This is a genomic window from Mesorhizobium sp. M0910 (assembly GCF_040319465.1).
Classification (GTDB): Bacteria; Pseudomonadota; Alphaproteobacteria; order Rhizobiales; family Rhizobiaceae; genus Mesorhizobium.
Map to the genome: position 1 here is coordinate 82,200 of NZ_JAMYNZ010000016.1, position 15,170 is coordinate 97,369.

The window sequence follows — 15,170 nt, forward strand, 5'->3', positions numbered from 1 at the left end:
ATGCAGGTTCTGTCGGTGGCGCCCGAGATCTTTCCGCTGGTCAAGACCGGAGGGCTCGCCGACGTAACCGGCGCCTTGCCCATGGCATTGGCCGGCAAGGGCGTCACCATGCGCACGCTCGTCCCCGGCTACCCGCAGGTGATGGGCGCCTTCAAGAAAAAGAAGGCGGTTCAACAATATCCGCTGCTGCAGGGCGGCAAGGCGTCGGTGCACGCCGTCCAGATCGCCGGCCTCGACCTGTTCGTGCTCGACGCGCCGCATCTTTTCGACCGCCCCGGCGGTCCATACGGCAACGCGACCGGCGCCGACTGGCCGGACAATTGGCGGCGGTTCGCTGCCTTGAGCCAGGTAGGCGGCGACATCGCCGGGGGCTCCATCTCGGGCTACCTGCCCGATATCGTCCATGCCCATGACTGGCAGTCGGCAATGACGCTCGCCTACATGCGCTACGGCAAGGCGGTCGGCACGCCGTCGATGATAACCGTGCACAATCTCGCCTTCCAGGGCCAGTTCGGCGCCAGCATCTTTGGCGAGCTTGGCCTGCCGGCGGCGGCGATGGCGCTCGACGGCGTCGAATATTACGGCGGCGTCGGCTTCCTCAAGGCCGGCCTGCAGGCCGCCTGGGCGATCACCACGGTCAGCCCGACCTATGCGCAGGAAATCCGTTTGCCCGAATTCGGCATGGGCCTCGACGGCCTGATCAACATGCGCTCCGTCGATCTCCATGGCATCGTCAACGGCATCGATACCGAGATATGGAACCCGGAAACCGACAAGCATCTGGTCTCCAACTACACGGCAAAGACGCTTAAGGCGCGAATGCCCAACAAGGCCGCGGTCGAGGACCGGTTCAGCCTCGATCGCGATGACAGCCCGATCGTCTGCGTCGTCAGCCGGCTGACCTGGCAAAAGGGCATGGACATATTGGCTGCTGCCGTCGACGGCATCGTCGCGGCAGGTGCACGGCTGGCAATCCTTGGGTCTGGCGACGCTGGGCTGGAAGGCACGTTGCTTGCCGCCGCAGCCCGCCATCGTGGCCGCATCGGCGTCGTCGTCGGCTATGACGAGGGGCTCTCCCACACCATGCAGGGCGGCTGCGACGCCATCATCATCCCGTCGCGCTTCGAACCTTGCGGGCTGACGCAACTTTACGGCCTGCGCTATGGCTGCGTGCCGGTCGTCGCGCGCACCGGCGGCCTTGCCGACACGGTGATCGATGCCAACGAAGCCGCCATCTCTGCCGGCGTGGCGACCGGCTTCCAATTCGTGCCCGCCAATGCCGGCGCCTTGCTGCACGCCGTCCGCCGCCTTGTCGAGGCGCATGCCAATCCCGCGGTGTGGACGTCGATGCAGCGGCAAGGCATGAAGGCCGACGTTTCGTGGGACAAAAGCGCCGAAAAATATGTTCAACTCTATCGCTTGCTGCTTTCGAAAAGGGCTGCCTGACTGATGATCCGCACCGTCGCCACCAAACCCTATCCCGACCAGAAACCCGGCACCTCCGGGCTGCGCAAGAAAGTCCCGGTGTTCCAGCAGGAGCACTATGCCGAGAACTTCATCCAGTCGATCTTCGACGCGCTGGATGGATTCGATGGCAAAACCCTGGTGATCGGCGGCGACGGCCGCTTTTATAACCGCGAGGTCATCCAGAAGGCCATCGCCATGGCCGCGGCAAACGGCTTCGGTAAGGTGATGGTCGGGCAGGGCGGCATCTTGTCGACGCCGGCCGCTTCGCATGTAATCCGCAAATACAAGACCTTCGGCGGCATCATCCTGTCGGCCAGCCACAATCCGGGTGGCCCACATGAGGATTTCGGGATCAAGTACAATGCCGGCAACGGCGGCCCGGCGCCGGAAAAGCTGACCGACGCAATCTTCGAAAAAACCAAGGCGATTTCAAGCTTCAAGATCGCCGATATGGGGCCGGTCGACATCGACACGATCGGCACGGTCAAGGCGGCTGACATGACCGTCGAAATCATCGATCCGGTTGCCGACTATGCCGATCTGATGGAAAGCCTGTTCGATTTCAAGGCGTTGCGGGCGCTGTTCAAATCGGGCTTCCGCATGCGCTTCGACGCCATGCATGCGGTGACAGGCCCCTACGCCAAGGAGATCCTCGAAAACCGGCTCGGCGCGCCGAACGGCACCGCCCGCAATTTCATTCCGCTGCCGGATTTCGGCGGCCACCATCCCGATCCCAATCTGGTGCATGCAAAACACCTCTACGACGAGATGATGGGCCCGGATGCGCCCGACTTTGGCGCTGCCTCTGATGGCGATGGCGACCGCAACCTGATCATCGGCAAGGGCATTTTCATCACCCCGTCGGATTCGCTGGCGATGCTCGCCGCCAACGCCCATCTGGCGCCGGGCTACAAGGCCGGGCTGAAAGGCATAGCCCGTTCGATGCCGACCAGCGGTGCTGCCGACCGCGTCGCCGAAAAGCTCGGCATCGGCATCTATGAAACGCCGACCGGCTGGAAGTTTTTCGGCAATCTGCTCGACGCCGGCATGGCGACGATCTGCGGCGAGGAGAGTGCGGGGACCGGCTCCAACCATGTACGCGAAAAGGACGGCCTGTGGGCCGTGCTTTTGTGGCTCAACATCCTTGCCGTGCGCGGCGAAAGCGCCAAGCAGATCGTCACCCAGCATTGGGCAGCCTACGGCCGCAATTACTATTCGCGCCACGATTACGAGGAGGTCGAGACCGACCGTGCCAACGCGCTTGTCGACGAACTGCGCGCCAAGCTCGGCTCGCTGCCTGGCACCAGCGTGCGCGGCATGACGATCGCCAGCGCCGATGATTTCGCCTATCACGATCCGGTCGACGGCTCGGTCAGCAAGAACCAGGGCATCAGGGTGTTGTTCGAAGGTGGCTCACGCGTCGTCTTCCGCCTGTCCGGCACCGGCACCTCGGGCGCGACATTGCGGCTTTATGTCGAGCGCTACGAGCCGGACAAGAACCGCCACGATCTCGACACCCAGGAGGCGCTTGCCGACCTGATTGCGGCGGCCGACGATATCGCCGGGATTCGCAGCCATACCGGTCGCGCCAAGCCGAGCGTGATTACGTGACTTTGGTTGACAGCCGTCCGTCTGAGTTCGGCCTGCGTTGCGAGGCTCCCCCTTCTCCCCTTGTGGGAGAAGGTGGCCGAGCGAAGCTCGGTCGGATGAGGGGTGTTCCAGCTTGGCGCACACCTTTGCACAAATCGCCCATGCCTCGTTTCTTCCAGCACCCCTCATCCGTCTCGGCGCTGCGCGCCGATCCACCTTCTCCCACAAGGGGAGAAGGAGACGCCGTATGAGCCAACTCGGCGCAACAATCACCCAAGAAGGCATCCGCTTCGCCGCATGGTCCTCGTCGGCTCGGCGCATCTGGGTCTCGATCTTCGACCAGCGCGGCAACCGCGAAATCGACCGGCTGCAACTCCAGTCGGAAGGCGAGGGCGTGCACGCGCTTTTTGTTGCCGGTCTCGCCGCCGGCACCCGCTACGGGCTCCGTGCCGATGGCGACTACGCGCCGGAGCAGGGCCTTTGGTTCGATCCCGACAAGCTGCTGGCCGATCCCTACGCCGTCGAGATCGACAGGCCTTATGCCTATGACGGCCGACTGGCCGCGCGTCGGGGCGAGGGGGCTGATACCGCGCCGCTGATGCCGAAGGCCGTTGCCGGCGCCTTGCCGGAACCCTTGCCCGCCTTGCCGCCGCTGTTTCGGCCCGGCGGCCTAATCTATGAAGTGCCGGTACGCGCCTTCACAAAGCTGCATAAGGACATTCCCGAGAAGCAGCGCGGCACCATTGCAGCTCTCGCTCGCCCCCTTGTTGTAGAGCATCTGCAAAACCTCGGTGTTGCAGCCGTTGAGTTGATGCCGGTGACGGCATCGATCGACGAACGGCATTTGCCGCCGCTCAGGCTGCGCAACGCCTGGGGTTATAATCCCGTGACCTTCATGGCGCTCGATCCGCGACTGGCGCCCGGCGGTCTGGCCGAGTTGCGCGGAATGGTCGCTGCGCTGCGCGAGGCCGGCATCGGCACCATTCTCGACCTGGTGTTCAATCACACCGGCGAAAGCGACCGGCTCGGCCCGACATTGTCGCTGCGCGGCCTCGACAGCCGCGCCTACTACCGGCACGAGGCCGACGGCGCTCTGGTCAATGACACCGGAACCGGCAATACGGTGGCCTGCGACCATCCGGTCGTCCGGGACATGGTCCTCGACACGCTTCGCCATTTTGTCCAGTGCGCCGGCGTCGACGGATTCCGCTTCGACCTGGCGCCGATCCTCGGCCGCGGCGACGGCGTTTTCGACGCCGATGCGCCGCTGCTGAACGCCATTCGCAACGACCCTGTTCTTGGCGACCGGGTGCTGATCGCCGAGCCCTGGGATGTCGGACCGGATGGCTATCAACTCGGCAATTTTCCGCCGCCCTTCCTAGAATGGAACGACAGATACCGTGACGATATCCGCCGCTTCTGGCGCGGCGACGGCGGCATGATCGGTGCGCTGGCGACGCGGCTTGCCGGTTCGTCCGACGTCTTTTCCAAAGCAGGCCAGACAACGAGCCGAAGCCTCAATTTCATCGCTGCGCATGACGGCATGACGCTGGCCGATATCGTTGCCTACGAGCACAAGCACAACGAGGCCAACGGCGAACAGAACCGCGATGGTCACGATGACAACCTGTCCTGGAACAATGGCGTCGAGGGTCAGACCGACGACCAGTCAATCGTTACGGCCCGTTTCGATGACCAGTGCGCGCTGCTGGCGACGCTCTTTGCCTCGCGCGGCACGATCATGCTGACGGCCGGAGACGAGTTCGGCCGCACGCAGCGCGGCAACAACAACGCTTACGCGCAGGACAATGACATTACCTGGCTCGACTGGTCCGGGCGCGACCGGGCGCTAGAGCGGTACACGGCTCTGCTCGCCAAGATGCGTCGTGCCGCGCCGGCGCTTTCGGACACCAGGTTCCTGACCGGAGAACTGCCGGCCGGCTCGCAATTACCTGACGTCGCCTGGCTGACGGAAACCGGCGTGCCGCTCGATGAAGCAGCCTGGCACGATCCTAGGCGACATCGGCTGGTCATGGTGCTCGGTGGCAATGAGAACAGTCGCCTTGCGGTGGTCATCAACGGCGACCGCCGAGCCTGCGTGTTCACGCTGCCGGAACGGGCGGGTTTTCATTGGCGCCCAGCCATCGAACCGGATACTGGCGACATCTCACGGCCGGTGCCTGGGCGAACGGTCATGTTCATCATCGAAAGCAGGACAGCGCGGGCGGGCGCAGGGGGAAGCCATGATGGCTGACAATGCCGAATGGTGGCGCGGCTGCGTCATCTACCAGATCTACCCGCGCTCCTTCCAGGACACGACAGGCGACGGCAGCGGCGATCTCAGCGGCATCACCTCGAGGCTGGCCCATGTCGCATCGCTCGGTGTCGACGCGGTCTGGCTGTCGCCTTTCTTCAAGTCACCAATGGCCGATATGGGTTACGACGTTTCGGATTACTGCGCCGTCGATCCGATGTTCGGCACATCAGAGGACTTCGACGCGCTGGTTGCCGAGGCACACCGGTTGGGCCTGAAGGTGATCATCGACCAGGTCCTGTCGCACTCATCGGATCGGCACGAATGGTTCGTCGAAAGCCGCACGAGCCGCGACAACTCCAAGGCCGACTGGTACGTCTGGGCCGATGCGAAGCCCGACGGCACCGCCCCCAATAATTGGCTGTCGCTCTTCGGCGGACCCGCCTGGGAGTGGGATGCTACGCGCAGGCAATATTACCTGCACAATTTCCTCGCCTCGCAGCCGGACCTGAATTTCCACAACCCGCAGGTGCAGGACGCCTTGCTGGAAACGGTGCGGTTCTGGCTCGAGCGCGGCGTCGACGGTTTCCGGCTGGATACGGTCAACTATTACGTCCACGACCGCTGGCTGCGCAGCAACCCGCCTTTGGCAGAAAGCGTCGCCGGCTCCAATACGGCAACCAGCCCCTATCTCTATCAGGAGCATCTGTTCGACAAGAGCCAGCCGGAAAACCTTACTTTTCTCAAGCGCTTCCGGGCCTTGCTTGACGAGTATGAAGGCCGCGTCGCTGTCGGCGAGATTGGCGACGAAACTCGTTCCTTGCAGACACTCGCCGCCTATACCGGCGGTGGCGACAAGCTCCAAATGTCCTACACGTTCGATCTGCTCGGCCCGCAATTCTCGGCGTCGCATGTGCGTGGCTGTGTCGAGGCCTTCGAGAGTAAGGTGTTCGACGGCTGGGTTTGCTGGGCGTTCTCCAACCACGATGTCGTGCGCCATGTCAGTCGATGGACAAGGCCGGGCGGCGATCCGGACAGGGTGGCGAAATTCTCGATCGTGCTGCTTTCCTGCTTGCGCGGATCGATCTGCCTTTACCAGGGCGAAGAACTCGGGCTGGAGGAGGCCGAACTGGCGTTCGAGGATTTGCGCGATCCCTTCGGCATCCGCTTCTGGCCGGCAATCAAGGGGCGGGACGGGTGCCGAACGCCGATGGTCTGGGAGGCTGTCGCCGACAATGCCGGCTTTTCAACCGGCAAGCCGTGGCTTCCGGTCCCGGCAAGCCATCGCGCCCGGGCGGTCGACGTCCAGAATGGCGAGCAAACCTCCGTCCTGGCGAGCTACCGGGCGATGCTGGCCTTGCGCAAGCAGCATCCGGCGCTGGTTCGAGGCTCGATCCGGTTCCTCGATGCCGAAGGCGACGTCCTTGCTTTCATTCGCGAAGGCGGTGACGAAAAGCTGCTGTGTGTCCTCAATTTCGCCAACGAGCCGGCCGGCTGGCAATTGCCGCCGGATCTGGATGTGATAGAGCCGATAGATCTTGGCAGTACTACCGGCGTCTTGCAGGAAGGAACTCTGTCGCTGCCGCCGCTAGGCTGCTTTCTCGGCCGGATCGGCTGATCTCCATCTCATTGAACGAGTACGGAGCGCCCGCAAGTCGCGCCGACAACCCGCACATCGGCCTCGCCGACATGCACGCCGACAGCCGCAAGCACGTTGTAGACCAGTGCGTCGACCGGCGCCGTCACGCCGTTCAGAACCGTTACCACCGCCGGCTTAACCGTTCCGAGCAGGGCCGTCACGTCCAGCCCGAGGCCCAGTGCATTGACGGAGAGCGAGAGGCCGCTGACCAGCGATGTCGTGAGTGATTGCGTCAGGTTTTTTGTGGCGACAGTTTTTATCGTCTTGTTGGCGATATCGGTGCTGTCGAAGGTCAATGTGGTCGGATCGTTGTTGGTGATGGCAAGTGATGAAGAACCCTTCACATCGAGCAGATTGAGGGTAAGCAGCAGAAGCTTCACGCTTACCTGGGCAATCGTGGTGTCGGAGAACGATTGCGGATTGCTGAAATCGGCGAAGGCCGATGGATTGTTGTCGGCGTCGCTGGCGGCAAGGTGCAGCGAGGCCACGCCTGGCTGCGCGGCGATCGAGACCTTGATGCTGTCCGGCCGGCCCGTCGGGCAGCTGATGTCAGTCAGCTTGGCTTCCGCATAGGCGACTTCGACATGCAGAGGCAGATTGACGGACAGCAGACTGATGCCGCCGCCGAGATTGGAATTGCCGATGCCGACTGTGGTGACCAGCTTGATTCGTGTCTGCGCGGTGCGCACCACGGTGCCTTTTTCACCTACGGCCAGCCAGGGTGAATATTGCAACGGTTCACCGATGGCGATGGCGAGCGTAGTGGAGGTAAGTCCCGGAATAGTGGCGCCGAGATCGACCTGGACCTGGTTTGAGCCATTGGCCAGCGAGGCGGCGGCACCCAGCATGCCCATCGCGCTTGCGTCGACGGAAAAGCCGGGAGACTTTTGTCCGAGGCCGAGCTTACCGATCGGGCCAAGATCGATAAGATGACTGAGGGGTATCTTGACCGTGTTCGTGGCCCTTGACGCGATCGTCTGCAGCACAAGTTTGCTGGCGCTGCCCGACCCGGACGCATTGGCCATGGCGGTCGCGATCTGGCCTACCGTCGCTTTTGACGCCAGCACGTCGGAATAGCTGACACCTGTCAGTTGCAACTGCACGGCAAGGGCATCGACGAACGAAAGCACGTTGACGTCGGCCGAGATCAGCGCGTTGTAGTCCATGACGCTGAGCGAGATGTTGCCGCCCAGCAACTTGCTTAGAAGCGCGTTAAGGATGCCGCCATTGACGCTGAGGAGCCTTGACCCGACCGAGAACATCGCTTGCGGGGTCACGCTGGCAATGGCTTCGGTGCCGATAACCGGAGTAGGGATGAGCGAACTGGCGAAATACCGGGCGGGGATTTTGTGCAGGGTGACGCGAACGGCGTTGTACGGCGTTTTACCGGCTTCGAAGCGCTTGTCGACACCAACGGAGGAAGCCGCTGAGTATCGACCGCCGGTGACGGACACGACGGTTTTCCCAGCCGTGGGGACGATTGTCTGACCTGGCTTTTGAACAATGATGCCGGGCATTCGGTTGTCACTGAGCGTGGTTACTGCCGCGGCTTCCATATTGTTGATGTTCGACGCCGCGGTGATTGCCGCCAGATCCGTCATCGCCTGGGCTTCCCTGCGCTCCGTGTAGATCGAACCTTCGTCGACGGCGAAGGCCGCAAGCCCCAGGGCGAATGGCGCTATGAGCGCGGTCATGACGGCAAAGTTCGCCTTCTCGTCGCCAACCATCGAGCGAGCGATCCGGCCGATGCCCCTCAGCAAGAACTGCGACATTCAAATGCCTCCAATCCTGATGGTCGACCTGCGTGTGATCGTGGTTTGCGGCATCGCAAGGCTTGGTAACAGGTTCCAGATCGGCAGGTTGCTGGCATCGTACTGGATCGACACGACGAACTGATTTCCGTCGGCCGTGCTGTCCGTCGCCTGATAGGTCAGCTTGCCGGAATCGACGAACGGGTATCCACTGGCATTGTTTTTGACGAAACTCGCCACCAGCGCCTGGCGCTCGGTTTGGTTCAATCCGGCAATCGCAGTGCGGGCGGCATCGGCGGCGATCTGCTGCAAGGAGTTGCTTGCACCAAAATAGATACCATATGCAACCATTCCGAGCAAGAGCAGGATGAAAACCGGTGAAAGCAGGGCAAATTCGATCGCGGAAGTTCCGGACTCATCTCCAATTTTGCGTAGATTTGTCCTTATTCGACGTGTGTTTTTTGCCGCTAATGAGACAGTTTTACTGTCTGTCTTATCCATTGCCCTTGTCCACGGAACTTAAGAGGGATGTGCCGAACCCGTCCAAATATGTAACCCATGGTTGACTAAGAACCAATTAAGACATTCCCGCAAACTGAAATGATCCGCCAGATTATCTCCCGCGGACGGGCGTTTTCAGGGCGATGAAACGCAGCCAAGCCCATGGTTTCGATCCTTAATTGGCCGTTCGCAAGACGACTGTCCCGGCGCCTTACTTTGGGTGACCCCGAGAGACTGTTGAAATAAAAAATCTCCACGTTACTGTTTGGTCACCAGCTGCCGGAAAGGGAACCGGCTGCGCGCTCGAAAGGAACCAGCCAATCGGTTTCGGGGCGTCAACGCTTAGAGACGTGGCTGAAGGGCGACGTCATTAGGGAGAACTCCATGTTGAAACATGTGCTGAAGGCGACGGTACTCGCCACGACCATGGTCTTGGCCGCCGGTACGTTCTACACGCCGGCTTTCGCCGAGACCGTCTACAACCGCGGAGCCGCCGCCGAAGCGGAGACGCTCGATCCGCACAAGACCTCGACGGTCTACGAAGCCGATATCATACGCGACCTGTTCCAGGGCCTCGTCATGCATGATCAGAAGACGAATCTCATTCCGGGCGCCGCCGAAAGCTGGACGGTGTCCGACGACGGCACTGTCTACACCTTCAAGCTGCGCAAGGACGGCCTCTGGTCGGATGGCAGCCCGGTGACGGCGGACGACTTCGTTTATTCGTTCCGTCGGCTGGAAGATCCGGCCACCGCTGCGGAATACGCTTCCATGCTCTATCCAGTGAAGGGTGCCGAGGAAGTCAACACCAAGAAGGGTAAGCCGGAGGATATGGGCGTCAAGGCGATTGACGCAAATACTCTCGAAGTCACGCTCAAGGCGCCAACGCCTTACTTCCTGGAGATGCTGACCCATCAGGCGACCTATCCGGTTAACAAGGCGTCCATCGAAAAGCTTGGCGCCGACTGGATCAAGGCAGGCAAGCTGGTCTCCAACGGGGCCTTTACAGCGGCGGAGTGGATTCCCAACGACCATCTGAAGCTGGTCAAGAATCCGAAATTCTGGGATGCCGCGAGCGTCAAGTTCGACGTGGTCAACTACATCCCGACCGAGGATCGCTCGTCAGCGATGAAGCGCTTCGAGGCCGGCGAACTCGACAGTTATGGTGACCTGCCGACCGAACAGCTCGCAGATCTCAAGGCCAAATTCGGCGACCAGGTCCGCGTCGGGCCATATCTCGGCATCTACTATTATGCGATCAAGACCGACAAGGCGCCGTGGGACAATGTCGAACTGCGCAACGCCATCTCTATGGCGATCGATCGCGACTTCCTGGCCGAAAAAGTCTGGCAGAATTCGATGCTGCCCGGCTATTCGATGGTACCTCCGGGCATCGAAGGCTACACGCCGGCTCTGGCAAAATACGCCGACATGCCGCAGATCGACCGCGAAGACGAAGCCAAGAAAATCCTGGAGAAGCTCGGCTATACGCCCGAGCATCCGCTGAAGATGCAGATCCGCTACAACACTTCGGAGAACCACAAGAACACCGCTGTCGCCATCCAGGAACAGCTGAAGCCGCTCGGCGTCGAGGTCACGCTGCTCAACACCGACACCAAGACCCACTACTCCTTCCTCGAGCAGAAGGGTGATTATGACGTGGCGCGTGCCGCCTGGATCGCCGACTACAAGGATCCGGAAACCTTTCTCGGCATCTCTCGCAAGGCCAGCGGCAACAACTATTCGGTTTACAACAGTCCGAAATTCGAGGCAGCCATGGACGAGGCGGCCGCCGCGGGCGGCAAGCCCGAAGAGCGTATGAAGAAACTCGCCGAAGCCGAGCGCATCCTCGTCGACGACGTCGGCGAGATCCCGCTTCTCTACTATAGCTACCACGATATCGTTTCCTCGAAGCTGCATGGCTTCGACGACAATGTGATGGACATCCATCCGTCCCGCTTCATCAGCAAGGACTGATCCCTTAGCCAGGCCGCCGCGCAACTCAATGCGCGGCGGTGCTGGTTTGCCATCGCATCGGCCCGGAAACCGGAATCGATTTTCGATAATGTCGGTGCGAAGATTTGAAGGCTAGAGCGCAATCGTCCAGCCGGACGCGCGCTGCTCTGGATCAAGCGGGGCACCGATGCTGCGTTACGTATTCCGGCGGCTTCTGACCGCCATTCCGACGCTGTTCGTCATCGTGACCATGGCGTTCTTCCTGATACGTGTCGCGCCGGGCGGCCCGTTCAACCAGGAGCGGGGTCTGAGCCCCGAGATCAGGGCCAATCTCGAAGCCCAGTTCGGCCTCAACGATCCGCTCTGGCTGCAGTACGTCCACTATCTGGGCAATCTTCTGCGCGGCAATTTCGGTCCCAGCTACAACATGCCGGATTTTACCGTCGGCGAGTTGTTCAGGGAGGGCCTGCCGATCTCGATCCAACTCGGCGCTTCGGCACTCGTTCTGGCGCTGCTCCTCGGCAGCGTGCTCGGCACTGTTGCCGCGCTCAACCAGAATAAGCTTGCCGACTATTCGGTGATCGCGCTGGCGACCGCCGGCAGCACCATTCCGACCTTCGTCATCGCCCCGGTAATCCAGCTTGTATTCGGATTGACCTGGAAGCTGCTGCCGATCGGTGGCTGGGGCGATGGAGCCCTTATCAACAAGGTCGGCCCGGTACTGACGCTCGCTCTGCCGCAGATCGCAATCGTTGCCCGCCTGATGCGCGGCTCGATGATCGAATCGCTGCACTCGCATCACATCCGTACCGCGCGCGCTCTCGGCCTGTCCGACTGGTCAGTCGTCGTCAAGCATGCGCTGCGCGGCGCCATCCTGCCGATCGTCTCCTTTACCGGTCCGGCAGCTGCAGCCCTTCTCACCGGCTCGATCATCGTCGAGACCATCTTCTCTATACCGGGCATCGGCCGCCATTTTGTCGTTGCCGCGCTCAACCGCGACTACACTCTGGTTATGGGAACGGTGGTGGTCATCGCGCTCTTCACTATTGTCTTCAACCTGATCGTCGACGTCCTCTATGGTGTCGTCGATCCGAGGGTGCGCTATGACTGATATCGCAGTTGCCGCACCGGTCGTCGGCCGATCCCTGTGGGGTGACGCCTGGGCGCGCCTCAAGGCCAATCGCGCGGCCATGTTCAGTCTGTATTATCTTGCCTTCATCACCGTCATCAGTGTGTTTGGGCCCTATTTCGTGCCGCACCAGTATACCACCATCTATGCCGACTATGTGCGCACGCCGCCGAGCTTCTCCGCCTATCCGCAGGCCGACATGATCGAAGGCGCTCTCGATGAGGCGATCAGGCGTATGCGCGTCGACATCAAGGATTGGCGGCAGGAGGGCAGCCGTGTGTTCGTTACCGTCAGATCGTCCAAGCCGATCGACGACCGCAACATTCGCTACCTTGATCGTTCCGATACCTTTGATGACACAAAGATCGAGAGCAAATCGCCGGATGGTCTCGAAATGGTGATGAGTGCCTCGATCAAGCAGCAATATTTCCTGTTCGGCACCGACAACACCGGCCGCGATCTGCTATCGCGAACGCTGATGGCCGGGCGCATATCGCTGGCCATCGGATTGCTTGCCGGCATTGTGGCCGTGGTCATCGGCGTGCTCTACGGCGCCACCGCCGGCCTTGCCGGCGGCAGGGTCGACGAGGTGATGATGCGTGTCGTCGACGTGCTCTATTCTTTGCCGTTCATCTTCTTCGTCATCATGCTGGTGGTGTTTTTCGGCAGGAACTTCGTGCTAATGTTCCTGGCCGTCGGCGCGGTGCTGTGGCTCGACATGGCGCGCATCGTGCGCGGACAGGCGCTGTCGATCCGCCGGCAGGAATATGTCCAGGCGGCGGAGGCGATGGGCGTCGGACAGCGTGGCATTTTGCTGCGCCACGTCATCCCCAATTTGCTCGGGCCGGTGGTGATCTACATGACGCTGCTGGTGCCGCAGGTCATCATCCTGGAAAGCTTCCTGTCGTTCCTCGGGCTCGGCGTCCAAGAGCCGATGACAAGCTGGGGCGTGCTGATCTCGGTCGGCGCCCAGAACATCGGCTCGGCCAACTGGCTGCTTTTGTTCCCGGCATTCTTTCTCGTCTCGACGTTGTTCGCGTTGAATTTCGTCGGCGACGGCCTGCGTGACGCGCTCGACCCGAAGGATCGTTGAGAGATGGCTGCTTCCGAAACCATCCTCAGCGTCAAGGACCTTCGGGTCCGCTTCCGCACCCTCGACGGTGTGGTGGAGGCGGTGAAGGGCATCAATATCCACGTCAAATCAGGCGAGACCGTCGCCGTCGTCGGCGAATCCGGTTCCGGCAAGAGCCAGACGATGATGGCGGCGATGAGCCTGCTCGCCTCGAACGGCGAGGCCACCGGCACCGTCGATTATCGCGGCCGCAATCTTTTGACCTTGAGCAAGCCCGAGCTCAACAAGATCCGCGGCCGCAAGATCAGCATGATCTTCCAGGAGCCGATGACTTCGCTCGACCCGCTCTATTCGATCGGCAACCAGTTGATCGAGCCGATCCGCAAGCATCGCGGGCTGGGCGCCGCGGCGGCGCGCGAGGAGGCGCTCAAGCTGCTGCGGCTGGTCCATATTCCCGATCCGGAGCGGCGGATGAAATCCTATCCGCACGAGTTGTCGGGCGGTCAGCGCCAGCGCGTCATGATCGCCATGGCGCTGGCCAACGACCCCGACATATTGATCGCCGACGAGCCGACGACCGCGCTCGACGTCACCATCCAGGCACAGATCCTCATGCTGCTCGCCGAATTGCAGCGCAAGCTCGGCATGGCGATCGTCTTCATCACCCACGACCTCGGCATCGTCCGGCGCTTTGCCGATCGGGTCTATGTGATGCGCTATGGCGAGGTGGTCGAGGAGGGCGAAGCGGAAGCGATCTTCGCCAACCCGCAGCACGCCTACACCAAGATGCTGCTTGCCGCCGAACCGACCGGCACCAAGGCGCCGCCGCCGCCGAATGCCCCTGTCCTGCTTGAAGGCAGGAACGTCGAGGTGACCTTCAAGATCGGCGGCGGATTTCTTGGCGGCGAGCCGCTGCTGCTGCGCGCCGTCGATCGCATTTCGATACGGCTGAAGCGCAACCAGACGATCGGCATCGTCGGCGAATCCGGCTCGGGAAAATCGACGCTCGGCCGCGCCTTGCTGCGGCTCCTGCCCAGCGACGGCATCATCCGGCTTGGCGACCGCGACATTTCCCACGCCGATCGCCAGGCGATGCGGCCGCTGCGGCGCGAATTACAGCTCGTCTTCCAGGATCCATTCGGCTCGCTGTCGCCACGCATGACCGTCGGCCAGATAATCACCGAGGGGCTGCTGGTCCACGAGCCCAATCTGTCGGGCAGGCAGCGCGATCTCCGCGCGGTCGATGCATTGCTAGAAGTCGGGCTCGACCCGAACACGCGCAACCGCTATCCGCACGAATTCTCCGGCGGCCAGCGGCAGCGCATCGCCATTGCGCGCGCCATGATACTCAAGCCTAAAGTGGTGGTGCTGGACGAGCCGACCTCGGCGCTGGACCGCTCCGTGCAGAAGCAGATCGTCGAATTGCTGCGCAAGCTGCAGGCCGACCACGAGCTGTCCTATCTGTTCATCAGCCACGACCTCGCCGTCGTGCGCGCCATGGCCGACTACATCATCGTCATGAAACAGGGCAAGATCGTCGAGGAGGGACCGGCCGAGGCGATCTTCAGTAATCCGCAGGCAACCTACACACAGACACTGATGGCCGCGGCCATCGATGTCACGCGATTTCGCCTGAGCGCATAGCGCGATTGGTCAGAACTGCGGCGGATGGTGGCTGTGTCGGGAACAAAAACAGCTAAGCCGCTGTTGAGCGGCCCGAGACATAGGTGACGATTTGTACCGGACACATAGGTAACACTTTTCGGTTTTTGCCGGGAGGTGTTGATGCCGTGGAGAGAGTGTTCGGTGAT

General features: G+C 61.7%; 10 protein-coding genes. 8 read left to right on the forward strand and 2 right to left on the reverse strand.

Annotated elements, in window-relative coordinates:
- The 4 genes from glgA to bglA all read left to right on the forward strand — a co-directional run bounded on the left by glgA (position 1) and on the right by bglA (position 6,929).
- Positions 1-1,446 (forward strand): glycogen synthase GlgA, encoded by a 1,446-nt coding sequence (glgA, locus tag NKH78_RS28740; RefSeq protein WP_352738808.1) that lies wholly within the window; start codon positions 1-3, stop codon positions 1,444-1,446.
- A gap of 3 nt (positions 1,447-1,449) precedes the next feature.
- Entirely contained in the window at positions 1,450-3,078 is a 1,629-nt protein-coding gene (locus NKH78_RS28745; protein ID WP_352738810.1) for an alpha-D-glucose phosphate-specific phosphoglucomutase, read from the forward strand.
- A 226-nt stretch (positions 3,079-3,304) separates the two neighbouring features.
- Entirely contained in the window at positions 3,305-5,311 is a 2,007-nt protein-coding gene (gene glgX / locus NKH78_RS28750) for a glycogen debranching protein GlgX (RefSeq protein WP_352738811.1), read from the forward strand.
- Positions 5,301-6,929 carry a beta-galactosidase BglA gene (bglA, locus tag NKH78_RS28755; RefSeq protein ID WP_352738813.1) on the forward strand — a complete coding sequence of 543 codons (1,629 nt, stop codon included), beginning with the start codon at positions 5,301-5,303 and terminating at the stop codon, positions 6,927-6,929. Before glgX ends, bglA begins: the two co-directional genes overlap by 11 nt.
- Positions 6,930-6,937: 8 nt before the next feature.
- On the opposite strand, the gene NKH78_RS28760 is transcribed toward bglA, so the two are convergent.
- A complete protein-coding gene (locus tag NKH78_RS28760) occupies positions 6,938-8,677 on the reverse strand; it encodes a pilus assembly protein TadG-related protein (RefSeq protein ID WP_352705817.1) in 1,740 nt (579 codons plus the stop codon).
- A gap of 45 nt (positions 8,678-8,722) precedes the next feature.
- Positions 8,723-9,202, reverse strand: coding sequence for a TadE/TadG family type IV pilus assembly protein (locus NKH78_RS28765; RefSeq protein ID WP_352507584.1), 480 nt, complete (start codon positions 9,200-9,202; stop codon positions 8,723-8,725).
- Between the two features lie 384 nt (positions 9,203-9,586).
- Here NKH78_RS28765 and NKH78_RS28770 point away from each other — a divergent pair, with 384 nt between their 5' ends.
- The 4 genes from NKH78_RS28770 (at position 9,587) to NKH78_RS28785 (ending at position 15,003) form a co-directional block, all read left to right on the forward strand.
- A complete protein-coding gene (locus NKH78_RS28770) occupies positions 9,587-11,179 on the forward strand; it encodes a peptide ABC transporter substrate-binding protein (protein WP_352507585.1) in 1,593 nt (530 codons plus the stop codon).
- 166 nt (positions 11,180-11,345) lie between these two features.
- Positions 11,346-12,269, forward strand: a complete 924-nt coding sequence (locus NKH78_RS28775; protein ID WP_352507586.1) for an ABC transporter permease subunit — start codon at positions 11,346-11,348, stop codon at positions 12,267-12,269.
- Positions 12,262-13,380, forward strand: a complete 1,119-nt coding sequence (locus NKH78_RS28780; RefSeq protein ID WP_254819905.1) for an ABC transporter permease — start codon at positions 12,262-12,264, stop codon at positions 13,378-13,380. The genes NKH78_RS28775 and NKH78_RS28780 overlap by 8 nt, the downstream gene beginning before the upstream one ends.
- A 3-nt stretch (positions 13,381-13,383) precedes the next feature.
- A complete protein-coding gene (locus NKH78_RS28785; protein WP_254819906.1) occupies positions 13,384-15,003 on the forward strand; it encodes an ABC transporter ATP-binding protein in 1,620 nt (539 codons plus the stop codon).
- The last annotated feature ends 167 nt before the right edge of the window (positions 15,004-15,170 follow it).